The 23,074-nt window shown below is 74.1% G+C and carries 22 protein-coding genes and 2 tRNA genes; 13 read left to right on the forward strand and 11 right to left on the reverse strand.

Annotated features, from left to right (window positions below):
• Positions 1-204 precede the first annotated feature (204 nt).
• Genes ACFVN3_RS11450 through ACFVN3_RS11460 form a run of 3 tightly spaced genes read left to right on the forward strand, consistent with a single transcriptional unit; the run spans position 205 to position 4,613 of the window.
• Positions 205-1,848 carry an ABC transporter permease subunit gene (locus tag ACFVN3_RS11450; protein WP_378232958.1) on the forward strand — a complete coding sequence of 548 codons (1,644 nt, stop codon included), beginning with the start codon at positions 205-207 and terminating at the stop codon, positions 1,846-1,848.
• Position 1,849: 1 nt separating this feature from the next.
• The gene (locus ACFVN3_RS11455; RefSeq protein ID WP_378232959.1) at positions 1,850-2,767 is read left to right on the forward strand and encodes a sugar ABC transporter permease; all 918 of its coding nucleotides are present in this window, start codon (positions 1,850-1,852) and stop codon (positions 2,765-2,767) included.
• 4 nt (positions 2,768-2,771) lie between these two features.
• Entirely contained in the window at positions 2,772-4,613 is a 1,842-nt protein-coding gene (locus ACFVN3_RS11460) for a glycoside hydrolase family 13 protein (protein WP_378232960.1), read from the forward strand.
• A 68-nt stretch (positions 4,614-4,681) separates the two neighbouring features.
• Here ACFVN3_RS11460 and ACFVN3_RS11465 read toward each other — a convergent pair whose 3' ends face one another.
• Positions 4,682-5,119 carry a hypothetical protein gene (locus ACFVN3_RS11465; protein WP_378232961.1) on the reverse strand — a complete coding sequence of 146 codons (438 nt, stop codon included), beginning with the start codon at positions 5,117-5,119 and terminating at the stop codon, positions 4,682-4,684.
• A gap of 124 nt (positions 5,120-5,243) precedes the next feature.
• Between ACFVN3_RS11465 and ACFVN3_RS11470 the strand changes: the two genes are divergently transcribed.
• Positions 5,244-6,005 (forward strand): metallophosphoesterase family protein, encoded by a 762-nt coding sequence (locus ACFVN3_RS11470; RefSeq protein WP_375824776.1) that lies wholly within the window; start codon positions 5,244-5,246, stop codon positions 6,003-6,005.
• Between the two features lie 62 nt (positions 6,006-6,067).
• Positions 6,068-7,360: a deoxyguanosinetriphosphate triphosphohydrolase gene (locus ACFVN3_RS11475; RefSeq protein WP_378232987.1), complete on the forward strand. Its 1,293-nt coding sequence runs from the start codon at positions 6,068-6,070 to the stop codon at positions 7,358-7,360.
• Positions 7,361-7,403: 43 nt separating this feature from the next.
• Here ACFVN3_RS11475 and ACFVN3_RS11480 read toward each other — a convergent pair whose 3' ends face one another.
• Complete coding sequence (locus ACFVN3_RS11480) at positions 7,404-7,856, reverse strand: VOC family protein (RefSeq protein WP_378232963.1); 453 nt, start codon at positions 7,854-7,856, stop codon at positions 7,404-7,406.
• Between the two features lie 93 nt (positions 7,857-7,949).
• Between ACFVN3_RS11480 and ACFVN3_RS11485 the strand changes: the two genes are divergently transcribed.
• The gene (locus ACFVN3_RS11485) at positions 7,950-8,870 is read left to right on the forward strand and encodes a helix-turn-helix domain-containing protein (protein ID WP_378232964.1); all 921 of its coding nucleotides are present in this window, start codon (positions 7,950-7,952) and stop codon (positions 8,868-8,870) included.
• A 56-nt stretch (positions 8,871-8,926) separates the two neighbouring features.
• On the forward strand, positions 8,927-10,873 hold the full coding sequence (dnaG, locus tag ACFVN3_RS11490; RefSeq protein WP_378232965.1) for a DNA primase: 1,947 nt from the start codon (positions 8,927-8,929) through the stop codon (positions 10,871-10,873).
• Positions 10,874-10,886: 13 nt separating this feature from the next.
• On the opposite strand, the gene ACFVN3_RS11495 is transcribed toward dnaG, so the two are convergent.
• The 3 genes from ACFVN3_RS11495 to ACFVN3_RS11505 all read right to left on the reverse strand — a co-directional run bounded on the left by ACFVN3_RS11495 (position 10,887) and on the right by ACFVN3_RS11505 (position 13,123).
• Positions 10,887-12,350 carry an MDR family MFS transporter gene (locus tag ACFVN3_RS11495; protein ID WP_378232966.1) on the reverse strand — a complete coding sequence of 488 codons (1,464 nt, stop codon included), beginning with the start codon at positions 12,348-12,350 and terminating at the stop codon, positions 10,887-10,889.
• Positions 12,351-12,479: 129 nt separating this feature from the next.
• Positions 12,480-12,552 (reverse strand) — tRNA-Asn (locus ACFVN3_RS11500).
• A 55-nt stretch (positions 12,553-12,607) separates the two neighbouring features.
• Positions 12,608-13,123 (reverse strand): hypothetical protein, encoded by a 516-nt coding sequence (locus tag ACFVN3_RS11505; protein ID WP_378232967.1) that lies wholly within the window; start codon positions 13,121-13,123, stop codon positions 12,608-12,610.
• 58 nt (positions 13,124-13,181) lie between these two features.
• On the opposite strand from ACFVN3_RS11505, the gene ACFVN3_RS11510 reads away from it, so the two are divergent.
• Together ACFVN3_RS11510 and ACFVN3_RS11515 are read left to right on the forward strand one after the other, a co-directional pair.
• A tRNA-Ile gene (locus ACFVN3_RS11510) sits at positions 13,182-13,258 on the forward strand.
• 77 nt (positions 13,259-13,335) lie between these two features.
• Positions 13,336-13,695: a DUF488 domain-containing protein gene (locus ACFVN3_RS11515; RefSeq protein ID WP_378232968.1), complete on the forward strand. Its 360-nt coding sequence runs from the start codon at positions 13,336-13,338 to the stop codon at positions 13,693-13,695.
• On the opposite strand, the gene ACFVN3_RS11520 is transcribed toward ACFVN3_RS11515, so the two are convergent.
• Positions 13,668-14,777, reverse strand: a complete 1,110-nt coding sequence (locus tag ACFVN3_RS11520) for an acyltransferase family protein (RefSeq protein WP_378232969.1) — start codon at positions 14,775-14,777, stop codon at positions 13,668-13,670. The two genes, ACFVN3_RS11515 and ACFVN3_RS11520, sit on opposite strands and share 28 nt — an antisense overlap.
• Before the next feature lie 140 nt (positions 14,778-14,917).
• Between ACFVN3_RS11520 and ACFVN3_RS11525 the strand changes: the two genes are divergently transcribed.
• The 3 genes from ACFVN3_RS11525 to ACFVN3_RS11535 all read left to right on the forward strand — a co-directional run bounded on the left by ACFVN3_RS11525 (position 14,918) and on the right by ACFVN3_RS11535 (position 16,950).
• A complete protein-coding gene (locus ACFVN3_RS11525; protein ID WP_378232970.1) occupies positions 14,918-15,724 on the forward strand; it encodes a DUF1206 domain-containing protein in 807 nt (268 codons plus the stop codon).
• A gap of 68 nt (positions 15,725-15,792) precedes the next feature.
• The gene (gene def, locus ACFVN3_RS11530; RefSeq protein ID WP_047233027.1) at positions 15,793-16,278 is read left to right on the forward strand and encodes a peptide deformylase; all 486 of its coding nucleotides are present in this window, start codon (positions 15,793-15,795) and stop codon (positions 16,276-16,278) included.
• A gap of 171 nt (positions 16,279-16,449) precedes the next feature.
• On the forward strand, positions 16,450-16,950 hold the full coding sequence (locus tag ACFVN3_RS11535; protein ID WP_378232971.1) for a DUF3145 domain-containing protein: 501 nt from the start codon (positions 16,450-16,452) through the stop codon (positions 16,948-16,950).
• Between the two features lie 134 nt (positions 16,951-17,084).
• Here the strand turns inward: ACFVN3_RS11535 and ACFVN3_RS11540 are convergent, their stop codons facing one another.
• The 5 genes from ACFVN3_RS11540 to ACFVN3_RS11560 all read right to left on the reverse strand — a co-directional run bounded on the left by ACFVN3_RS11540 (position 17,085) and on the right by ACFVN3_RS11560 (position 22,167).
• Positions 17,085-18,329 carry a beta-ketoacyl-[acyl-carrier-protein] synthase family protein gene (locus tag ACFVN3_RS11540; RefSeq protein ID WP_378232972.1) on the reverse strand — a complete coding sequence of 415 codons (1,245 nt, stop codon included), beginning with the start codon at positions 18,327-18,329 and terminating at the stop codon, positions 17,085-17,087.
• Positions 18,330-18,425: 96 nt separating this feature from the next.
• Positions 18,426-18,674 carry an acyl carrier protein gene (locus ACFVN3_RS11545; protein ID WP_021482065.1) on the reverse strand — a complete coding sequence of 83 codons (249 nt, stop codon included), beginning with the start codon at positions 18,672-18,674 and terminating at the stop codon, positions 18,426-18,428.
• Positions 18,675-18,837: 163 nt separating this feature from the next.
• Complete coding sequence (locus ACFVN3_RS11550; RefSeq protein WP_378232973.1) at positions 18,838-19,845, reverse strand: beta-ketoacyl-ACP synthase III; 1,008 nt, start codon at positions 19,843-19,845, stop codon at positions 18,838-18,840.
• Complete coding sequence (locus tag ACFVN3_RS11555) at positions 19,842-20,837, reverse strand: ACP S-malonyltransferase (protein ID WP_378232974.1); 996 nt, start codon at positions 20,835-20,837, stop codon at positions 19,842-19,844. Before ACFVN3_RS11555 ends, ACFVN3_RS11550 begins: the two co-directional genes overlap by 4 nt.
• Positions 20,838-20,967: 130 nt before the next feature.
• Entirely contained in the window at positions 20,968-22,167 is a 1,200-nt protein-coding gene (locus tag ACFVN3_RS11560; protein WP_378232975.1) for a PucR family transcriptional regulator, read from the reverse strand.
• A gap of 120 nt (positions 22,168-22,287) precedes the next feature.
• Here ACFVN3_RS11560 and ACFVN3_RS11565 point away from each other — a divergent pair, with 120 nt between their 5' ends.
• Positions 22,288-22,974, forward strand: coding sequence for a hypothetical protein (locus tag ACFVN3_RS11565; RefSeq protein ID WP_378232976.1), 687 nt, complete (start codon positions 22,288-22,290; stop codon positions 22,972-22,974).
• Positions 22,975-23,074 lie beyond the last annotated feature (100 nt).

The raw sequence follows: 23,074 nt of genomic DNA on the forward strand, positions 1-23,074 counted from the left end.
CCCCTCCGTTTAATTTTTTACCCCCAAACTCCCGGGCGCCTTCCTACCCTTCCGGGGGCCCGGGGCGGGGGGGGGGGCCCCGCTCCCCCCGCCCCCCCGCGGCGGCGCGTCGGCACCACCGGCCCGGCACCTGCTGCGACGCAGCACGACGACACTCGGGAAGACGCGGGACGAACCGCGTCCGACGACCTCGGAGGCACCACGATGTCCGCCCCACAGACCACGGCCGACGCGGGAGTCGGCTCGCCCGGAACCGACGGCCCGCCGCCTCGGCGCGCCCGCGGGCTGCGCGGGGCGGACGCCTCGCACGCGCGTGACTACAGCCCCGGGTTCTTCGTCAAGCTCGCGCTCATGGCCGTCGTGGACGCGCTCGGCGTGTACGTGGTCTGGTCCGCGTGGACCGAGGGCTCGTACGGGATCCTCGCGGCGTCCCTGGCGATGCTCGTCGTCGCGAACTGGGTGTACTTCTCGAAGCGCGCGCTGCCGCTCAAGTACATCCTTCCGGGGCTGCTCTTCCTCCTCGTCTACCAGATCTTCGTGGTCGGCTACACCGGGTACGTCGCCTTCACCAACTACGGCACCGGGCACAACGCGACCAAGGAGCAGGCGGTCTCCGCGCTGCTGATCCAGAACGAGCGCCGCGTCGAGGGCTCTCCCTCGTCCGCCCTGACCGTGGTCGAGGACGGCGACGCGCTGGGCTTCGCGGTCGTCACCGAGGACGGCGACGTCGAGGCCGGCACGGCCGACCGGCCGCTCGTCGTCGTGGACGGCGCGACGGTCGAGGACGGGCGCGCGACCGACGTCCCCGGCTTCACCGTGCTGCCCCGCGACCAGGTGCTCCAGCGCCAGGCCGAGGTCACCGAGCTCCGCGTGCCGGTCTCGGACGACCCGGAGGACGGCTCGATCCGCACCACGGACGCGCGGACCGGCTACGTCTACACCTCGGCGCTCGAGTGGGACGCCGCGGCGGACACCATGACCGACACCACGACCGGCACCGTGTACACGCCGAACGACGAGGGCCAGTTCGAGGCACCCGACGGGTCGACGCTCGCGGTCGGGTGGCGCGTGCCCGTCGGCTTCGACAACTTCGTCACCGCGTTCTCCGACGCCCGCTACGCGCAGCCGTTCGTCAAGATCCTCGTGTGGACGTTCGTCTTCGCTATCGGCTCGGTCGTCACGACGTTCCTGCTCGGCCTCTTCCTCGCGATCGTCTTCAACGACACGCGGATGCGCGGGCGCAAGGTGTACCGCACGCTCATGATCCTGCCGTACGCGATCCCGGGGTTCCTCGCCGCGCTGCTGTGGTCCGGTCTGCTCAACACGCGGTTCGGGTTCGTCAACGAGGTGATCCTCGGGGGCGCGCACATCCCGTGGCTCACCGACCCGTGGCTCGCGAAGCTCTCGGTCCTCGGCGTGAACCTGTGGCTCGGCTTCCCCTACATGTTCCTCATCTGCACGGGCGCGCTGCAGTCGCTGCCCGGGGACGTCATGGAGGCGGCCAAGATCGACGGCGCCGGGCGCTGGCGGACGTGGCGGGCGATCACGCTGCCGCTCCTGCTCATCGCGACCGCGCCGCTGCTCATCTCGTCGTTCGCCTTCAACTTCAACAACTTCACGCTCATCTACATGCTCACGGGGGGCGGTCCACGCTTCGCGGACGCCTCGGTCCCGCTGGGGCACACCGACATCCTCATCTCGATGGTGTACTCGATCTCGGGTGTCGACGGGTCCGCGCAGAAGGACTTCGGTCTCGCGAGCGCGCTGTCGATCGTCATCTTCGTCATCGTGGGGACGATCTCGGCCATCGCCTTCCGCAGCACGCGCAAGTTCGAGGAGATCAGCTGACATGGCGACCACCCAGGCACCCCCCGTCGTCGGCGGTCGTCCCGCCCCGTCCGTGGCCTCGCGGAACCGGATGAAGCCGGGCCGCTGGTTCTCCGAGCTCGGCTGGCGGCACGTCGTCGGCGTGATCGCCGTCGTCTACGCGGCCTTCCCGCTCGTCTACGTCCTCTCGGCCTCGCTGTCGGAGAACGGGACGCTCACCGGCTCCAACACGCTCTTCTCGGACGTGAGCGGCGCGAACTACGCCGAGCTCGGCACCACGATGTTCTGGACGTGGATGGGCAACACCCTCGTCATCGCGATCGCGACGTCCGTCGGCACGGTCCTCATGGGCGCGGCCGCCGCCTACGCCTTCTCGCGCTTCCGGTTCGCCGGGCGCCGCATGGGCCTCACGTCGCTGCTCATCGTCCAGATGTTCCCGCAGATGCTCGCGTTCGTGGCGATCTTCCTGCTGCTCATCGGGCTCGGGAACGTCGTCCCGATCCTCGGCCTGAACAGCAAGATCGCCCTCATCGCCGTCTACCTGGGCGGCGCGCTCGGCGTGAACACGTTCCTCATGTACGGGTTCTTCAACACGGTCCCGCGCGAGCTCGACGAGGCCGCCAAGATCGACGGGGCCACGCACTCGCAGATCTACTGGACGATCATCCTGCGCCTGGTGGCGCCGATCCTCGCGGTCGTCGCGCTGCTGTCGTTCATCAGCACGTTCGGCGAGTTCATCATCGCGCGCATCGTCCTGACGTCGGAGCGCAACTGGACGCTCGCCGTCGGCCTCTACGGCTGGGTGTCGTCGCTCAAGGAGGCGAACTGGGGGCTGTTCACGGCCGGCGCCGTGATCTCCGCGCTGCCCGTGCTCGCACTGTTCCTCTACCTCCAGAAGTACATCGTCGGCGGGCTCACCGCCGGCTCCGTGAAGGGCTGACCGCGTGCGCGACGTCGTGACCCCCGTCCCGCACCACGACGGCTCGGCGCTGTACGTCCCCGAGGGCGTCCCCGCCCTCGGGGACACGGTCCCCGTCCGCGTGCGCGTCCCCCGGTCGGCGGGGGTGCGCGACGTCTGGCTGCGCACCGTGCGCGACGGCGAGCCGCGGCTCGCGCCCGCGCGGCTCGACCGCTCGGACGAGCACGAGGACTGGTTCGTCGCCGAGGTGCTCGTGCACAACCCCGAGACGGGGTACCGGTTCTTCCTCGACGAGGGCGAGCGCGGGTACCGCTGGCTCAACGGCCGCGGGACGTGGGATCGCGACGTGCCCGACGCCGCGGACTTCCGTCTCACGGTCCACGACGGCGCGCCGGCGTGGATGCGCGACGGCGTCGTCTACCAGGTCTTCCCGGACCGGTTCGCCCGGTCGGCCGCGGCCGAGGGGCGCCCGCTCCCGGAGTGGGCCGTCCCCGCAGCCTGGGGCGACGAGCCGCACGGCGCGGGGCCCGACGTCGGGACGCAGCTCTACGGGGGCGACCTCGCGGGCGTCGAGGAGCGGCTCGACCATCTCGTCGCGCTCGGCGTCACGACGCTCTACACGACGCCGGTCTTCCCGGGCCGGTCCAACCACCGCTACGACGCGAGCACGTTCGACCACGTCGACCCGCTGCTCGGCGGCGACGCCGCCTACGCGTCGCTGATCCGCGCCGCGCACGCGCGCGGGCTGCGCGTCATGGGCGACCTCACGACCAACCACACGGGCGCGGGGCACGAGTGGTTCGGCCGGGCGCTCGCGGACCCCGACGCGCCGGAGCGCGACTTCTACTACTGGACCGACGGCGAGCCCGGCTACGTGGGCTGGCTCGAGCACGCGTCGCTGCCCAAGCTGTCGTACGGCTCGGCCGAGCTCGGGGCGCGCATGATCGACGGGCCGGGCTCCGTCGTCGGGCGCTACCTGGGCGAGCCGTTCGGCCTCGACGGCTGGCGCATCGACGTCGCGAACATGACCGGTCGGTTCGGCGCCGAGGACCGCACGCTCGAGGTCGCGCGGCGCCTGCGCGCGACCATGCGGGCCGCGAACCCGGACGCCGCGCTCGTCGCGGAGCACTTCCACGACGCCTCGGGTGACCTGGCCGGCGACGGCTGGCACGCGAACATGAACTACTCCGCGTTCACACGCCCGGCCTGGACGTGGCTGTCGCCCGCGGACTCACCGGTGCCCTACCTCGGCCTCCCGGTGCGCACGCCGCGGCGCGGCGGCCGCGACGTCGTCGCGACCATGCGCGAGTTCGATGCCGTGCTGCCGTGGCGCGTCACGGCGTCGCAGTGGAACATGCTCGGCTCGCACGACACCCCGCGCCTGCGCTCGATCGTCGGCTCGCGCGAGATGGTCGACGTCGCGGCGACGCTCCTGCTCACCTATCCGGGCACGCCCGTGATCTTCGCGGGCGACGAGGTGGGGCTCACGGGCCTCAACGGCGAGCACGGGCGCGCGACCATGCCGTGGGACGACGCGTCGACGGGTTCGGGTCGCTGGGACGCCGCGACGTTCGACCTGTACCGCGACCTGATCGCCGTCCGGCGCGGCTCGGACGCGCTGCGGCACGGCGGCCTGCGGTGGGTGCACGTGGACGACGACGCCCTAGTCTACCTGCGCGAGACGCCCGGGGAGCGCGTGCTCGTCGCGCTCGCCCGCGCGCCGTGGGACGGCGTCACGCTGCACCCGGCGCTCGTGGGGTCGGGCGAGGCGGAGCGGCTGCACGGCTCGCTGGACCTCACCAGGCACGACGGCGGCGCCCGGCTCGCGGGCGACGGCCCGGCTGTCGGGGTGTGGCGCCTGGGCTGATCCGCCCGTTCGGGCAGTCCCGCGGGGCCGCCCGGCGAGAGACGGTCAGTCGAAAACCCGCTGGGCGGTCAGTCGAAGAGGTGCGCGACCTGGTGCACGGCGTCGTCGTACTGCGCGCGGTCGAACGTGAACGCGCCGATGGCGGAGTAGTCCCACTCGGGATGGAAAGGCTGCGCGAGGTCGTGCCACGTGACCGTCGTCGCGTCGACGTCGATCGCCACCTCGAACGGCCAGCAGCCCGCCTCGTGGCAGCCATCGCACGCGAGCACCCACGCGTGCCTGCGGCGTCCGGGGAGGCGACCGTGGCCGTACCACTGGCGCGACGCCCTGCCGTACCGGAACACCTCGGGCACGATGCCGCCGTACCCGCCCGACGGCGTGTACCGACGTGCCGACTCGAACGCGCTGACGATGCTCACGAGCGAGCGGCCGTCGAGGTACGGGACCACTTCGACGACCTCGTCCTCCCGGACCACCCGCAGCTCGAGCGCGTGCGCTGCACCCATGTGCGCGAGGCTACGCCCCCGCCCGGCAGCGCGCCGCCGAGAAGGGAGTTCTCGCCCCCGAGAAGCGCGGACCGAGGGCGAGAACTCCCTTCTCGGCCCGGCGCGCTCGTGGCAGGATCGCGACGTGACCGTCGAGCGCCTCGCGATCCTCTCGGACGTCCACGGCAACCTGTCCGCGCTGGAGGCGGTGCTCGCCGACGCGCGGTCCCGCGGCGTGACGACGATCCTCAACCTCGGGGACATGGTCGGCAAGGGTCCTCGGGGGCAGGCCGTCGTCGACCGGTGCCGTGACGCGTGCGCGGTCACCGTCCGGGGCAACTGGGAGGACTTCCTGCCCCGGACGCCCGACGACGGGGTCCCCGAGCACGTCTGGTGGCGCGACGAGCTGCGCGCGGACCAGCACGCCTGGTTCGGCACGCTCCCGCTGAGCCACGACCTGCTGCTCAGCGGCCGCCGGGTCCGTCTCCTCCACGCGTCGGCCGCGTCGGTGCACGTCAAGGTCTTCCGCGACCACTCCCCGGGGGAGTTCGCCGGCATGTTCGCGGCGACCGCTCTCACCGGTGCCGGCCCCGAGCCGACCGTCGTCGTCTACGGCGACACCCACGACGCGTACGTCGAGACGTCCCGGGGGCGGACCCTCGCCAACGTCGGCAGCGTCGGGAACCCGCTCGACGAGCCGACGCCCGTCTACGCGATCCTCGAGGGCGTGCCCGGCTCGCCCGACCCGGCGCCGTTCGCGATCCAGCACGTGCGCGTGCCGTACGACGCCGAGGCGGAGATCGCCGTCGCGTACGACCTCGGCATGCCCGAGGCCGACGCGTGGGCGGGCGAGCTGCGCACCGGCGTCTACCGCGGCCTCGCGGACCCGGCTCCCGCCACGCCCTGACCGGCGTCGTTACGCTGGGGCCCGTGCAGACGTTCGAGCAGGAGGCGTTCGACCCCGCGGTCGTGGGGACCGGGCCGCGCCCGGCGCGCGGTGAGGAGGGCACGGCGTCGTACTCGGACGCCGACACCGAACGGTGGTTCGTCGAGTCCGCGAAGTCCCGCGCGCGCACGCCGTTCGAGCGCGACCGCGCGCGCATCGTCCACTCGTCGGCGCTGCGCCGCCTCGGCGCGAAGACGCAGGTGCTCGGGCCGGGCAGCGACGACTTCGTCCGGACCCGGCTGACGCACACGCTCGAGGTGGCGCAGGTGGGCCGCGAGATCGGGAAGGCGCTCGGGTGCGACCCGGACATCGTCGACACGGCGTGCCTCGCGCACGACCTGGGGCACCCCCCGTTCGGGCACAACGGGGAGCGGGCGCTCGCGGACCTCGCGGTCGACGTCGGCGGGTTCGAGGGCAACGCGCAGACCCTGCGCCTCCTCACGCGCCTCGACCCCAAGGTCGTCGACGCGGACGGGCGGTCGTACGGGCTCAACCTCACGCGCGCGAGCCTCGACGCGAGCGTCAAGTACCCGTGGGGCGCGGGGGAGGCGCCACTGCGCGCGGACGGCCGCCCGACCCACAAGTTCGGCGTCTACGAGGACGACCGACCCGTGTTCGACTGGTTGCGCGCGGGCGCGCCGAGCCAGGTGAAGTGCCTCGAGGCGCAGGTCATGGACCTCGCGGACGACGTGTCGTACTCGGTGCACGACGTCGAAGACGCGATCGTGGGCGGGCGCATCGAGCTCGCGGTGCTCGACGACCCCGACGAGCGGGCCCGGGTCGTGCGCGCCGTCCACTCCTGGTACGGCACCGCGTACGACGAGGCGGCGCTCGACGCCGCGATCACGCGTCTGCAGGGCACCGGGCACCTGGTCACCGGTTTCGACGGGTCGCGCCGCGCGCTCGCTGCGCTCAAGGACGCGACGAGCCAGCTCATCGGCCGGTTCACCGGAGCGGCGCAGGACGCGACGCGCGCCCTCTACGGGGACGGGCCGCTCACCCGGTACGCCGCACGGCTCGTCGTGCCGGACGAGACGGTGGCGGAGATCCTCGTGCTCAAGGGTGTCGCGGTCGCCTACGTGATGGCGCCGCGCGAGCAGGAGCCGCTCTACCAGCGCCAGCGCGAGGTCATCGCCGATCTCGTGCACGTCTTCTCCGACCGCGCGCCCGTCGCGCTCGAGCCCTCGTTCGCGGCGGACTGGGAGGCCGCGCCCGACGACGCCGCCCGGTTGCGCGTCGTCGTCGACCAGGTCGCGTCCCTCACGGACGTCTCCGCGATGCAGTTCCACGCGCGCCTCGTGCGCCCGCCGGTCTGAGCGACCGGCGAGCGGCACCGCCGTCGGGCTGGGCGCCCCGGGGTCAGCCGCGCTCGGAGACCCAGGCGTCGCTCGCGCGCTGGACGTCCTCGGCCGTCACCGAGTCCGCGACGGTCGCGAAGTACCAGCGGTGCCCGAAGGGGTCGCGGACGGCGGCCTGGCGGAACCCCTCGAACCAGTCGGCGGGTTCGGCGAGGCTCGTCGCGCCGGCCGCGAGCGCCCGCGCGTACGCGGCGTCCGTGTCCTCGACGGGGACGGTGAACGACGCGTGCGTCGGCGCACCCGGCTCCGGCGCGACCGAGTCGGGCGGGAACGCCTCCGCGACGGTGAACGTGCTCGTCCCCGCGGGGGAGTCGAGGCGCAGGTCGGAGTGGATGACGGCGTCGCCCGCCGTGATGGTGTCGACCACCTCGGCGCCGAGCGCGGCCTCGTAGAACGCGATCGCCTCGCGCGCGCCGCTCACCGTGACGTTGGGGTGCAGTGCCGACATCTCCATGGTGTCCTCCTCGTCGTGGTCGGCCTCGCGGGTGCGGGCCGTCCCACCATGCTCGTGTCGGCGGCCCGTGCCAGTCTTGGAGGAATGCGACAGGTGTTCGAACCCGAGGGTCGTGCCGACGTGCGAGCGGAGTCGCGGCGCGGCCCGACGACGTCGTTGCGGGGGCTCGTCGACCCCGCCGCCGCGCGGCGCGGGTTCGAGCTCGTGCGCGTCGAGCCGGCGCCGGACCTCGCGGACCTCGTCGAGCGGCACTGGGTCGTGCGCTGGGACCTGCCGCCGGGGGAGTCGTTCACGCAGGTCCTCGTGCCGCACCCGGTCGCGAACGTGGTCGCCGAGGAGGCGGGCTACGTCGCGCACGGCATCCCGCCGGGCCTGTTCGAACGCACCCTGACCGGCTCGGGCGCCGTCGTCGGCACCAAGCTGCGGCCCGGCGCGTTCCGCGTCCTGCTGGGGCACGCGGACGCCGTACGTCCGGGCGTGCAGGTCCCCGCGGCCGCGTTCCTCGGCCCGACGGCGGAGCGCACCGGGGCGACCGCGCTCGGCCTCGCCCGTTCGCGCCGGGACGAGGACGCGGCGCGCGCCGTCGAGCCGCTCGTGCGCTCGCGGGCCGAGCGCGCCCGGACCGTCCGTGCCGCGCGCGACCTCGACCGCGTCGCGCGCGTGTTCGCGGCCCTCGTGGGCGGCGAGCTCGGACCGGCAGCGGGCGTCGGCGACCTCGCAGCGGTCGTCGGCACGTCGGCGCGCTCGCTCCAGCGGCTCTTCGCCACGTACGTCGGCGTGAGCCCCAAGTGGGCCCTGCAGCGTCACCGCGTGCACCTCGCCGCCGACCTGCTCGCGGCCGACCCCGACCAGGACCTCGCGGCGCTCGCGACCGCCGTCGGCTACTACGACCAGGCGCACCTCGGCACCGACTTCGCCCGCGCGACGGGGTCCACGCCGGGCGCCTACGCGCGCCGCTGCGCCGCGTCGCGCGCCGCGCTCGTCCCGGCGGCGCCGGGGCTGGCCCGGGGGTGACCGACGACGCCGTCCAGCCACCCCCGGGGCACCGCCCGGGCGCATAGACTCGCTCCGTGGCAGGCCTGATTCGACGCGAGGACGTGGAAGCCGTCCGCGACCGCGCACGGATCGACGAGATCGTCTCCGCGCACGTCACGCTCAAGACCGCGGGCGTCGGCTCGCTCAAGGGCCTGTGCCCCTTCCACGACGAGCGGTCGCCGTCGTTCCACGTGCGCCCCGGGGTGGGGCGCTGGCACTGCTTCGGGTGCGGCGAGGGCGGCGACGTCATCTCGTTCGTGCAGAAGATCGACGGCCTGACGTTCGTCGAGGCCGTCGAGTACCTCGCCGACCGCGTGGGGATCCAGCTCCGCTACGAGGACTCCGGCGGGCCGCAGCGCCCGCGCGAGGAGCCGGGCCGGCGACAGCGGCTGCTCGAGGCGCACCGCGTGGCCGCCCAGTACTTCTCCGAGCAGCTCTTCGCGTCCGGCGCGCAGGCCGCCCGCGCGTTCCTCGCCGAGCGCAGCTTCGACCGCGCCGACGCCGAGCACTTCGGGGTCGGGTACGCGCCCACCGGCTGGGACAACCTCCAGCGCCACCTCCAGGGGCGCGGCTTCACGCAGCCCGAGCTCGTGGCCTCCGGCCTCATGAGCCAGGGCCAGCGCGGCATCTACGACCGGTTCCGCGGGCGTCTCGTGTGGCCCATCCGCGACGTCACGGGCGAGATCGTCGGGTTCGGTGCGCGCCGCCTCTACGACGAGGACCAGGGTCCCAAGTACCTCAACACCCCGGAGACCTCGCTCTACAAGAAGTCGCACGTGCTCTACGGCATCGACCTCGCCAAGCGGGAGATCGCCAAGCAGAAGCGCGTCGTCGTCGTCGAGGGGTACACCGACGTCATGGCGGCGCACCTGTCCGGCGTGACGACCGCCGTCGCGACGTGCGGCACGGCGTTCGGCTCCGACCACGCGCGCATCGTGCGCCGGCTCCTGGGCGACACGACGGCCGGGGGCGGCATGCAGCTCGCGTCGGGCGCGTCCGTCGGGGGCGAGGTCGTGTTCACCTTCGACGGCGACGCGGCGGGCCAGAAGGCCGCCGTGCGCGCGTTCGGCGAGGACCAGCGCTTCTACGCCCAGACGTTCGTGGCCGTCGAGCCGAGCGGCATGGACCCGTGCGAGCTGCGCATGGCGCGCGGCCCCGACGCCGTGCGCGCCCTCGTCGACGGACGCCAGCCCCTCTTCGAGTTCGTCATCCGCACGACCCTCGCGACGTTCGACCTCGACACCGCCGAGGGCCGCGTCGGCGCGCTGCGCGCCGCCGCCCCCGTCGTCGCCGGGATCCGGGACGCCGCGCTGCGCCCCGAGTACGCCCGCATGCTCGCCGGCTGGATCGGCATGGACGCCGAGCGCGTCCGCCGCGAGGTGGCGGCCGCCGCCAAGCGGGGCAGCGCGCCCGGTCCGGTCCGCACCGCGCGGCCCGAGGACTCCCGCCAGGGCGCGGAGGCCCCCGCACCCGAGCCGGAGGTCCCCGCGCTGCCGGCGCCCGACCCGCGCGACCCCGTGGCGCGCCGCGAGCGCCTCGCGCTCGTCGCCGTCCTCCAGTACCCGCAGCACGTGCCGCCGGTCTTCGACGACCTCGGCGAGGACGCGTTCGCCGTCCCGGCCTGGCGCGCCGTCCACGCCGCGATCCGGGCCGCGGGCGGGGTGCGCGAGGGCGCGACGCTCGGCGCCGGGCACTGGGTCGAGGCCGTCGTCGAGCAGGCCGCCGAGCCCGTGCGGGGCCTCGTGACCGAGCTCGCCGTCGCGCCCCTGCCGGAGGACCGGGAGAACGTCGTCGGCGGCTACGTCGCGGGCGTCGTGCGCGGCCTCGTCGACCTCGGGCTCACCCGCCGCGTCGCCGACGCGAAGAGCCGCCTCCAGCGCCTCGACCCCACGGCCGACCTCGCCGCGTACCAGGAGGCGTTCGCCGCGCTCCTCGCCGTCGAGGCGGAGCGCCGCACGTTGCGCGAGGGCGAGATTGCCTGAGCCGTCAAGGAGGTCAGGCGGTCGGGTCCGCGGACGCGGCGGCCGTCGCCGCCCGGCGGTCGCGCGCGGCCTGACGGTCCGGCGGCATGAGGGCCGCGAGGACGACGAGGACGGCGGCGCTCGCGGCGAGCAGGACGAACACGACGTGGATCGCGGCCATGAGGCCCGGGCCCTCGGGCGTGCCGTCGGCGCCGAGCGTCGTGCGCGCGTTGACGATCGCGCCGCAGACCGCGACGCCGACGGCAGAGCCGAGCGACCGCGCGAACATGTTGGTCCCGGTCACGGCGCCGCGCTCGGTGAAGGCCGCGGACGACTGCGCGGCGATGAGCGTCGGGACCGCTGTGAGCCCCATCCCGACGCCGACGACGAACGTCGTCGCGGCGACCGCCACGACGGGCGACGCCGCGCCGAGCAGCAGCGTGAGCGCCGTTCCCGCGAGGACGAGCGCGGAGCCGATGACGGCGGTCCAGCGGAAGCCGATCCGCAGGTAGAGGCGCCCGGCGTTCGAGGCCGAGATCGGCCACCCGACGGTCATCGCCGCGAGCGCGAAGCCCGCCACGAGCGGCCCGACGCCGAGGACGCCCTGCGCGTAGATCGGCACGTACGTGGACAGCGCGAGGACGATCACCCCGACGAGGAGCGAGACCGCGGTCGAGACCCCGACGACGCGGCGGCGCAGGATCGCGAGGTCGACCACGGGGTAGCGCGTGCGCCGCGCGTGCGCCGCGAAGACGCCGAGCAGGAGGACCGCGGCGCCGAGGACCGCGAGCGACGCGGGGGAGGCCCACGCCCACGTGGACCCGCCCTCGAGCAGCCCGAGCAGCAGCAGGGTGCTGCCGGCGGTGAGGAGCGCCGCGCCGACGTAGTCGATGGGCTCGCGCGCTCCCTCGCGAGGCGACTCGTGGTACCGGCGGTGCAGCATCCACGCGGCCAGCGCGCACAGTGGCACGTTGACGAAGAAGATCCAGCGCCAGCTCACGAACTCGGAGAACACGCCGCCCAGCGTGGGACCGACGACGGACGAGATCGCCCACACGGACGCGAGGTAGCCCTGCGCCTTCGCGCGCTCCTCGAGCGTGTAGATGTCGGCGGCGATCGTCTGGGAGACGGGCATCACCGCTCCGGCGCCCAGGCCCTGGAGCACGCGGCCCGCGACGAGCGCGGGCATCGACCACGCGAACCCGCACAGCACCGACCCGAGGAAGAACAGGGCGACCCCCGCCAGCATGAGGCGCTTGCGGCCGAGGACGTCGGACAGCCTGCCGAAGACCGGCGTCCCGACTGCCTGGGCGAGCAGGTAGCTCGAGAACAGCCAGGGGAGCTGCGCGAACCCGCCGAGCTCGCGCGCGATCGTCGCCGACGCCGTCGCAATGATCGTCGCGTCGAGCGCGACGAGGGCCGTCGACAGCATGAGGGCGAGGAGGACGGGGCCGCGCTCCGAGCGCAGGCCGATCCCGGCGGGGGACGTCGTGGTCACGACAGACGCAAGCCCTGGGCAACGGTCGAGTATTCCCGGGCGCGTGACTGCGCGGGTCGGATCGGTCGGCCTGGCCGGAGTAACAGCTCGGCCCCGGACCGCTGGGCGATCCGGGGCCGAGCTCGTGGGCTCCCGCGGTAGGACTTGAACCTACGACCGTCCGATTAACAGTCGGATGCTCTGCCAGCTGAGCTACGCGGGATCGATCGTGGCCGTCGCGGTATGCACCGCAGCGACCGGGGAAAACTCTAGCAGGCTCAGAGGGGTAGTCCGGACGCCGACCGGACCCGCCCCTCCGCCGCGTCGACGCGGGCCGTCACCTCGGGGTCGGTCAGGTCGACACCGGGGTCGGCGACAACCTGCGAGAAGAGCTCGCCGTCGCCGTCGCGCCGCACCGCGACCCGGGCGGTGAGCCCTGCGGCGAACGTCACGGTCTCCGACAGGACCACCGACGACTGCACGCGCTCGCGCAGCGTCTGGGCGAGCGACGTGCGGCGCGCGTCGGCGAGGCGGAGGACCAGCGGAGCGCCGCCGTCGACCCACGAGACCGTGATCGTCGCGGTCTCCGGCGAGTACCCCGCCCGGTCGACGTCCGACCACGGGCGTCGCGCGACCGTCCCGCCCGTGGCGTCGCTCGTGAGGAGCTCGGTGCGCGTCGCGACCGCCCACGAGCCGTCGGTCAGCTCGGCCGAGGCGAGCACGCGGTCGTCCGCCGGGACGTCGAGCGCGCGGCGGACCGGGTCGGGCAGGCTGGGACGGCGGAACCAGGACACGACCCCACCGTAGCCGCTCCGGGTCGGCCAGCAGCACGGGCGGTATGCTCGCCCGCGCGCCCCGTTAGCTCAGCTGGTCAGAGCAGGAGACTCATAATCTCTCGGTCGCGGGTTCAAGTCCTGCACGGGGCACCACCGGGCTGCTCGTCCACGCCCACGTCCCTGTCCGCCCTGCGGATGCGGTGCGCGGCACCGCGCGGTGTCATGGCCCCATGACGGTACGGATCAAGCGCGTGTACGAGCCGGCCGAGGAGGACGACGGGTTCCGCGTGCTCGTCGACCGGCTGTGGCCGCGCGGCGAGACCAAGGAGAAGGCGCGCGTGGACCTGTGGCTCAAGGAGGTCGCGCCGTCCACGGAGCTGCGGCGTTGGTTCCACCACGAGGAGCGGCTGTTCGACGAGTTCGCCGAGCGGTACCGGGCCGAGCTCGACGCGAACGGCGAGGCCGTGGGAGAGCTGCGGGACGTCGTCGGGCAGCATCGCGTGGTGACGCTCGTGTACGGGGCGAAGGACGAGCAGCACAACCAGGCGGTCGTGCTGCGCGACTACCTGGCCGCGACCGGCTCGTCCTGACGTGCCGGGGCGCGGCCCGGGGGACTGGCGTCGCGTCGGAGGTCGCGGTCGAGGGCGCGGCGCAGCCGCGGGCCGAGCGGGCGTTCGACGGCACGGTGGATCGCCCAGGCGAGCAGCAGGCACACGGCGACGGCCACGGTCAGCGTCGCCGGCCGGGACAGGTACGGGTGCACCGACTCGATCACCCAACGCCCCCACGACGCGTGCACGAGGTAGAGCGGGTACGTGAGGGCGCCGAGCGCGGTGAGCCAGCCCCAGGAGATCCGGGCGAGCGGGGTGAGCGTCGCGGCAGCGACGACGGCGAAGCACAGGACGATCGCGACCCACCACACGGTCGGGGACACGACGACGTCGGTGCTGTTCTCGATGCGGGCCGCTTGGATCCGTCCCGAGACGGCGGCCGCGAGGACGACGTCGAGGGCGAGCGCGAGCCACAGGACCGGCGACCGGCGCTCCCGCGTGAGCAGGTAGAGCACCATCCCGCCGGCGAAGAGCGGGGCGTCGGGCGCGACGAGGACGGTCGCGACGAGGTCGGAGCCCGTCTGCGTGGCGATCGCCCCCGCGACCGGCCACAGCACGACGAACGCGAGCACCCGCGCGCGGGTGAGTCCGACGGCCACCAGCACGCCGACGAGGACGTAGAACCGCAGCTCCGACCAGAGCGTCCAGTAGACGGCCTCCAGGTCCGGGATCCCGAGCGCGCGCTGGACCATGGTGAGGTTGGCCGCCGCCTGCGGGAGGTTGACGTCGCGGCGCCCGGGGATCACCAGGACGAGCAGCAGCAGGGTGAGGATGACCGCCGCCCAGTACGCGGGGAACAGCCGGCCGGCGCGCGAGGCGACGAAGCCGCGCACGTCGCGCCCCCACGCGGTCATGAGGATGACGAAACCGGACACGACGAAGAAGAGCTGGACGCCGAAGGACCCGTAGGCGGCGACGCCCTGCGCGCCCGGCAGGGAGTCGCTCGTCCGCTCGCCCCACGCGTGGTGGTTGACGGCGACGAAGTGGTACACGAGCACCGCCGCAGCGGCCGCGAACCGGAGTCCGTCGAGCACGGCGAGGCGTGGATTCGTCGAGGGCATTCGAGGCACGTTACCAAACCGTGATCTGAGGAACCTCGGAGGGTCGTTCGGCGTGCGTGCGGCGCGCAGGGCTGGCACCGTGTCGGGGCCGGAGAACCCGGCGACGCTGGGGGCGGCGTCCCGACGACCGAGGAGGTCCAGTGGCACCGAGCATCAGCTCGACGGGCAAGGCGGCAGCGCGAGGCGCACGAGGCAGCAGGACGCTCGAGCTCCTGGCGCGCGCCGGGTACGCGGTGAGCGGCGTGCTCCACCTCGTGGTGGGCGTCCTCGCCGTCCAGGTGGCGACGGGTTCGGCGTCGAGCGAGCAGGCGGACCAGACCGGCGCCCTCACCGCCATCGCGCAGACTCCGGGCGGGACCGCCCTGCTCTGGTTCGCCGTCGTGGCGTTCGCCGCGCTCGCGCTGTGGCAGCTCACCGTGGCGGTGAGCGGCGCCGCCGAGACGTCCGACCGGCTCAAGGCCGCCGGCAAGGCGGTCCTCTACCTCGCGCTCGGGGTGCTCGCCGTGCAGGTCGTGAACGGGTCCGCGGGCGGCTCGGGCCAGGAGGAGGGCATGACGGCGACGCTCATGCAGAAGCCGGGCGGCGTCCTCCTCGTCGGTGCCGTCGGCGTCGGGATCGTCGCCGCCGGCGTGTACCACGTGGTCAAGGGCTGGCGGAAGAAGTTCCTCGAGGACCTCCAGGGCGGTACGAGCGGGAACGTCGGGCGCGCGGTCGTGACGCTCGGCCGGGTCGGCTACGTCGCCAAGGGCGTCGCGCTCGGCGTGCTCGGCGCGCTCTTCGTCGTGGCCGCGGTGCAGCACGACCCCGAGCAGGCGGGCGGGCTCGACTCCGCGTTCGCGACCCTCGCGGCCCAGCCGTTCGGCGCGGTGCTGCTCGTCGCGGTCGGGCTCGGCTTCGCCGCGTACGGGCTCTACTCCTTCGCCCGAGCCCGGTACGCCCGCATGTGACGCGGTGGACAGGCGCGCCGGCCGTGAGGCCGGCCGCCCGTCCGCGCGCGCATGGAAGAATGGCGACCATGGCGATGAGAGAGATCCGGACCATCCCGGACCCCGTGCTCCGCACCCCCTGCGACGAGATCACCACCATCGACGACCGCGTGCGCTCGCTCGTCGCGGACCTCGTCGAGACCGTCGACCACGAGGGACGCGCGGGCCTCGCCGCCAACCAGATCGGCGTGAACCTCCGGGCGTTCTCCTGGAACATCGACGACGAGATCGGGTACGTGCTCAACCCGCGCATCGTCGAGCTCTCCGACGACTACCAGGACGGCGACGAGGGCTGCCTCTCCGTGCCCAACCTCTGGTACCCGACGCGACGCGCCTGGTACGCGCGCGTCGTGGGGACGGACCTCGACGGCAACGAGGTGGTCGTGGAGGGCACCGAGCTCATGGCCCGCTGCCTCCAGCACGAGTGCGACCACCTGGACGGCATGCTCTACCTCGACCGCCTCGACCGCTCCGTCCGCAAGAAGGCGATGCGGGAGCTACGCGCCCACCTGTGACGACGCGCGTCGGCTGACCGGGGCCGGGCACGCCCGGCGAATCTCTCGCGCGAACGCGCGATGTCGTGCAAGATGGGCACGAGACACGCCGCGACGTACGTGTGACGTGCTATGACACCACCCTCGGTGAGGACGTTGGGGAAGACGCAACCTCGACCTAGGGAGGCAGACATGGCCGGTGCCATCACCCGCGGTGTTCTTTACGTGCACTCAGCACCGCGTGCTCTGTGCCCGCACATGGAGTGGGCCGCGGGCAACGTCCTCGGCGTGCGCGTGTCGCTCGACTGGACCGAGCAGCCCGCCGCGCGCGGCCTCTACCGGGCCGAGTACTCGTGGCAGGGCCCGCAGGGGACGGGCGCCAAGCTCGCCTCCGCGCTGCGCGGCTGGTCCCACCTGCGCTACGAGGTCACCGAGGAACCCAGCCACGGGGTCGACGGCGGCCGGTGGTCCCACACGCCCGACCTCGGCATCTTCTACGCCCAGACCGACGTGCACGGCAACATCGTCGTCCCCGAGGACCGCATCCGCGCCGCCCTGGAGCAGGTGAGCGAGCCGCGGGCGATGCGCGACGCCCTGCACCTCGCGCTCGGCAAGGCGTGGGACGACGAGCTCGAGCCGTTCCGCTACGCCGGGGCGGGCGCACCCGTGCGCTGGCTGCACCGGGTCGGCTGACCGGGCGGTCCGCCGGCGCGGCTCGGCCTGCACCCAGCGCTGCGGCCGACCCGGGGTCGGCCACGAGCGGCACGAAGGCCGCCTCCTCGCTCGAGGAGGCGGCCTTCGCCGTCGTGGGAGGTGCTGCGCCGCGGTCAGACGCTCGCGACCGCGAGGGCAACGTTGTGGCCGCCGAAGCCGAACGAGTTGTTCACCGCGACGATGTCGCCCGCGGGCAGCGGAGCCGGGGTGTCGCGCACGAGCGGGACCTGGAGCTCGGGGTCCGGGTTCGCGACGTTGATCGTCGGGGGAGCGAGGCGCTCGGCGACCGCCTTGATCGTGAAGATCGACTCGAGCGCGCCCGCGCCGCCTAGGAGGTGGCCGGTCATCGACTTCGTGGCCGAGAGGAGCACGTGGTCCGTCTCGGAGCCCAGGAGCGAACGGATCGAGCGGGTCTCGGTGAGGTCGCCCACCTTGGTCGAGGTCGCGTGCGCGTTGACGTGCACGACGTCCCGGCCGGTCACCCCGGCCTCCTCGATCGCGCGGCGCATCGCGGCGACCTGCCCGCGGCCGTCCGGGTCGGGAGACGTGATGTGGTAGGCGTCGGAGGACAGGCCGACCCCGGCGAGACGCGCGTACACGCGGGCACCGCGCGCGGCGGCGTGCTCGGCGCTCTCCAGGACGACGACGCCCGAGCCCTCGCCGATGACGAAGCCGTCGCGGTCGACGTCGTAGGGGCGCGACGCGCCCTGCGGGTCGTCGTTGCGCAGCGAGAGCGTGCGCGAGGCGGCGAAGGCCGCGATGGGCATGGGGTGGATCGTCGCCTCGGTCCCGCCCGCGACGACGATGTCCGCGCGGCCCGCGCGGATCATGTCGACGCCGTAGCCGATCGCCTCGGCGCCGGAGGCGCACGCCGAGACGAGCGCGTGGGCGCCCGCACGGGCACCGAGCTCGAGCGACACGTACGCGGTGGGGGAGTTGGGCATGAGCATGGGCACGGTCATCGGGAGCATGCGGCGGGCGCCGCGCTCGCGCAGCGTGTCCCAGCCGTCCAGCGTGGTCCAGATGCCGCCGATGCCGGACGACACGACGGTGCCGAGCCGGTCGCCGTCGACCTCGGGGCTGCCCGCGTCGGCCCACGCCTCGCGCGCCGCGATGATGGCGTACTGCGTCGAGGGATCCATGCGCTTGATCTCGGGTCGCGCCAGGACCTCGGCGGGGTCCACCTTGAGGGTCGCGGCGAACGTCACCGGGATCTCGTAGCGCTCCGCCCAGTCGTTGTCGAGGGTGCGGGCGCCGGACTCGCCGGCGAGCGCAGCGGCCCAGGTCGAGGGCACGTCGCCGCCGAGCGGCGTGGTGGCGCCGAGGCCGGTGACGACGACTTCAGTAGCGGCGGACATGGTGCTCCTCGGGTGGGGTTCTGGGGCGGGAGGACGGGCGGGCCGGCGCGGGTGACGCCGACCCGCCCGCAGGCCTGCGGGGCAGGCGGGGTGTGCTCAGGCCTGGGCGCCCGTGATGAAGGACACGGCGTCGCCGACCGTCGTGAGGTTCTTGACCTCGTCGTCCGGGATGCGGACGCCGAACTTGTCCTCGGCGTGCGTCACGATCGTCATCATCGACAGCGAGTCGATGTCGAGGTCGTCGGTGAAGGACTTCTCGAGCGCGACGGCGTCGGTCGGCAGACCCGTCTCCTCGGCGACGATCTCCGCGAGGCCGGCGAGGACTTCCTGCTCGGTGTAAGCCATGGTTTCTCCTTGTCGTGGGGCCGGCGGCGACCGGTCCCGGTGGTGTTGCCCGGTGGGTGTGCCGGGCGGTACAGCGGTAGACGGTGCGTGCGACGGACGGGTCCGCCGACGGCGTGGGTCCTCCCGCGGGGGAGGGCGGCCGTCCGTCCAGGGTGATTCTCCCCTACGGCAGGACGACCACCTGCGCCGCGTAGACCAGCCCGGCGCCGAACCCGATCTGGAGCGCGAGGTCGCCGGAGCGGACCTGGCCCTCGTCGAGCAGACGCCGCGTGGCGAGCGGGATCGAGGCGGCCGACGTGTTGCCGGTCTCCGCGATGTCGCGGGCCACCGCGACGGTGTCGGGGAGCTGGAGCTGCTTGATCATCTGGTCGATGATGCGCATGTTCGCCTGGTGCGGGACGAACGCGCCGATGTCGCCGGGGGCGACCCCGGCCTCGGCCATGGCCTTGGCCGCGACGGGAGCCATCTGGAATGCCGCCCACTTGAAGACGCTCTGCCCGTCCTGGCGCAGCGTGGGCCAGCCGAGCGACGGGTCCTCGCGCAGGTCCGACCAGGCGTGCGTCTGGCGGATCGCCTGGGCCTTGCCGCCGTCGGACCCCCACACCGTGGGGCCGATGCCCGGGGTGTCGGACGGGCCGACGATCGCGGCGCCCGCGCCGTCGCCCAGGAGGAACGAGATCGACCGGTCCGTCGGGTCGATGAAGTCGCTCATCTTCTCGGCGCCGACGACGAGCACGTGCGTGGCGATGCCCGCGCGCACGAGCGCGTCGGCCTGCGCGATCGCGTAGGCGTAGCCCGCGCACGCGGCGGAGACGTCGAACGCGGCGGCGGGCGTGGCGCCCAGGCGGTCCGCGAGCACCGCGGCGGCAGCGGGCGTCTGGTGGAAGTACGTGACGGTGGAGACGATGACGGCGTCGACGTCGGCCCCCTGGAGCCCCGCGCGGGCGAGCGCGTCGCGTGCCGCCGCCTCGGACAGGTCGAGCACGTCGACGTCGGCCCCGGCGCGGCGGCGGGTGACGATCCCGGTGCGCTGGCGGATCCACTCGTCGGACGAGTCGATCGGTCCGGCGATGTCGTCGTTCGTGACGACGTTCTCGCCCCGGACGCCGCCGATCGCGAGGATCCGCGAGTGCGCCGGGCCGGTGGCCTGGCGCAGCGTCACGCCGCTCACGCGTCGTCCCGCGCGGGAGCGGTCGCCGCGCCGCCCACGACGGAGTGGCGAGCGATGAGGTCGCGGGCCGCCTCGACGTCGTCGGGCGACTTCACGGCGACCGACTCCACGCCCTTGAGCGTGCGGCGCGCGAGGCCTGTGAGGACGCCGCCGGGCGCGAGCTCGAGGATCGCGGTGACGCCGAGCTCCGCGAGCGACTCCTGGCACAGGTCCCAGCGCACGGGCGCGGCGATCTGCGCGGTGAGGCGCCGGACGACGTCGCGCGCCTTGCCGAACGTGCTGCCCTCGATGTCGATCGTCCCGTACGACTCGCCGTCGGCGTTCGAGAGGAACGGCAGGCGCGGGTCGGCGACGTCCCACGACGCGGCCACGGGCTCGAACTCCTCGAGCGCGGGCTGCATGAACGGCGTGTGGAACGCGCCTGCCACCTGGAGCGGGATGACGCGTGCCTTGGCGGGCGGGTTCTCGGCGAGGGCCGCGAGGTGGTCGAGCGCCCCCGCGGCGACGACCTGTCCGCCGCCGTTGACGTTGGCGGGCCACAGGTGCGCGGCCTCGATCGCGGCGAGGACCTCCTCGGCGTCGCCCCCGACGACCGCGCTCATGCCGGTGGGCGTCGCGGCGGCGGCCGCGGCCATCGCGCGCGCCCGGTGCGCGACGAGCCCGACGGCGCCGACGTCGGTCAGCGCGCCCGCGACCGCGGCGGCGGCGAGCTCGCCGACCGAGTGGCCCGCGGTCACGTCGACGACGTCCGCGGTGCCGCGACCGTCGAGGATGGCCCGCAGGGCGACCAGGGACGACGCGACGATGAGCGGCTGGGCGACCGCGGTGTCACGGATCGTGTCGGCGTCGGACTCCGTCCCGTGCGCGCGCAGGTCGAGGCTCGCGGCCTCGCCGAACGCGGCGACCTGGTCGGCGACGCCGGTCAGCTCGAGCCAGGGGGCGAGCATTCCGGGGGACTGGGAGCCCTGTCCAGGGCACAAGACGGCGAGCACCCGTCAACTGTGCCAACCCGGCGCTCTCGCGCCACGTCACGACCCGCACCAACCTTGCGGAGGGTGATTGTGCCGAACCTACAAGGTAGGGCGGTCGGGCCGACCGCCTCTCCCCGGGGGAGGGGCGGGCTCAGCGCGTCGTGGAGAGCTGGCCGAGCGCGAGCGCGACCTGGAGGACGAACGACTCGCGCGCGTCGAGCGGGTCCCACCCGGTGATCTCGGAGACCTTGCGCAGGCGGTAACGCACCGTGTTGGGGTGCACGTACAGCGACCGGGCCGCCGCCTCCAGCGACCGGCCCGTGCCGAGGTACGCCGACAGCGTCTCGAGCACCGAGCCCGTCGCCTCCGCGAGCGGCCGGTACGCCTGCGCGACCAGGGTGCGGCGCGCCGTCGTGTCGCCCGTGAGCACGCGCTCCGGCAGCAGGTCGTCGGCCAGGACCGGGCGCGGCGCCTGGGGCCACGCCGGGGCGGCCCGCAGGCCCGCGAGCGCCGCCTGGGCCGAGCGTGCCGCCTCCTCCAGGCCGGGGACGGTCGGGCCGATGACGACGGGACCGGGCCCGAACCGTGGCAGGAGCGAGGCGGCCGCAGCCTGGAGGTCGCCCTCCCCGCCGAGCACGAGGACGAGGCGGTCGCCGTGGATGCCCACGAGCGCGTCGCCCGCCGCGCGGCGCGTCGCCCGCCGCAGCTCGGCCGTACGCACCTCGTCGAGCGTCGAGGCGATCGTGCCCGCCATGACCAGGGTCGGGCCGTGCCCGCCCCAGCCGAGCGCCGAGACGCGCGAGCGCAGCGAGTCGTCGCCGTCGCCACGGATCAGCGCGTCGACGACGAGCGCCTCGAGGCGCGCGTCCCACGCGCCGCGGACCTCCGCGGCGCGCGCGTAGACCTCGGCCGCGGAGAACGCGACCTCGCGCGAGTAGCGCAGGACCGCCTCGCGCAGGTCGCGCTCGCCCCCCGGGGCGGCGAGCTGGTCGGAGTACGCCTCGACGACCTCGACGACGATCCGGACGAGCTGGAGCGTGTTCTGGAGCGAGATCGAGCGCGTCAGCTCCGGCGGCGCCGCCGCGAAGATGTCGCTCACGCCGTGCGGCGGGGCCAGCGGGTCCGCGTACCAGGTGACGAACGCCGTGATGCCGGACTGCGCCACGAGCCCCACGTACGAGCGGTCCTCGGCCGGCAGCTCGCGGTACCACGGGATCTCGTCGTCGAGTCGGCGCAGCGCGGCCGACATGAGCAGACCGCTCCCGTCGCGCAGGCGCTGGAGGTTGTCCGCGTTGCCCGTCGGGCCGCTCGAGGCGGACGCGCTCGCGGGCGTCCTGGGGGTGGCCGTCACGCGCCGAGCATACGGTCCACGCTTGTGGACAGTCCACAAATGGCGTCGCCCGTGCGGAGCCCGACGGCGGACGACCCGGGCCGCTGGGTGAGCGTCCGGACGACCCGCTAGGGTCGGGACATGGCCCTCATGCCCCGACTCCGACAGCTCATGCGTCGGCCGACGTCCGCGTCGACCGTCGGCACGCGCCGCCCGCGGTCCGGGGAGAAGCGCGGGGACACGGTCCACGAGGACGCGCTGCGGGCGATGCTCGTCGACGACCCCAACGACGAGCGCGCGTTCCGGGCGCTCGCCGAGCTGGTCCGGCGCCGCGCCGCCGAGGGCCCGGCCACCGACGACCCGCTCGCCGCGCCGGTGGACGAGACGGAGAAGCAGCGCGCCGCGGACCTGGCGGTCTGGGCGCTCGCGGAGGAGCTCGCCGGGCACCCCAAGGGGTGGTACCCGCTGGTCGAGCTCGGACGCCTGTCGCTCGACGACGACCAGGAGGCCGCGCTGCGCCGGTTCGCGACGGCCGCCGAGCGCGACCCGTCGGGCCGCGCGCTCGCGCAGTCGATGGAGGTGCTGCGCACGGCGGGGCTGCCCGTCGAGGCGCTGGGCCTGGGCGTGGGCCACTGGCGCGCGCGCGAGCACGAGCCGGAGGTCGGGCGCCAGCTCGTCCTGGCGGCGCTCGAGGCCGACCGCCCCCTCGAGGCGCGGCACCACCTCGAGTCGCTGGTCGAGTACGGCGACCCGCAGGGCGTGGCGTCCCTGCGCGCGGACCTCGAGCGCACGGTCGCGCAGGCCGAGCAGCACCGCGCCGGGACCTGACACCCGCCCGGGCGAGGACGCCGCGGGATCTCAGGCGCGCCGTCGGGCCGCGCACCTGCCCGCACGACGACGGCCGGTCACCCCGCGGGGCGACCGGCCG

The organism is Cellulosimicrobium sp. NPDC057862, assembly GCF_042797035.1.
Classification (GTDB): domain Bacteria; phylum Actinomycetota; class Actinomycetes; order Actinomycetales; family Cellulomonadaceae; genus Cellulosimicrobium.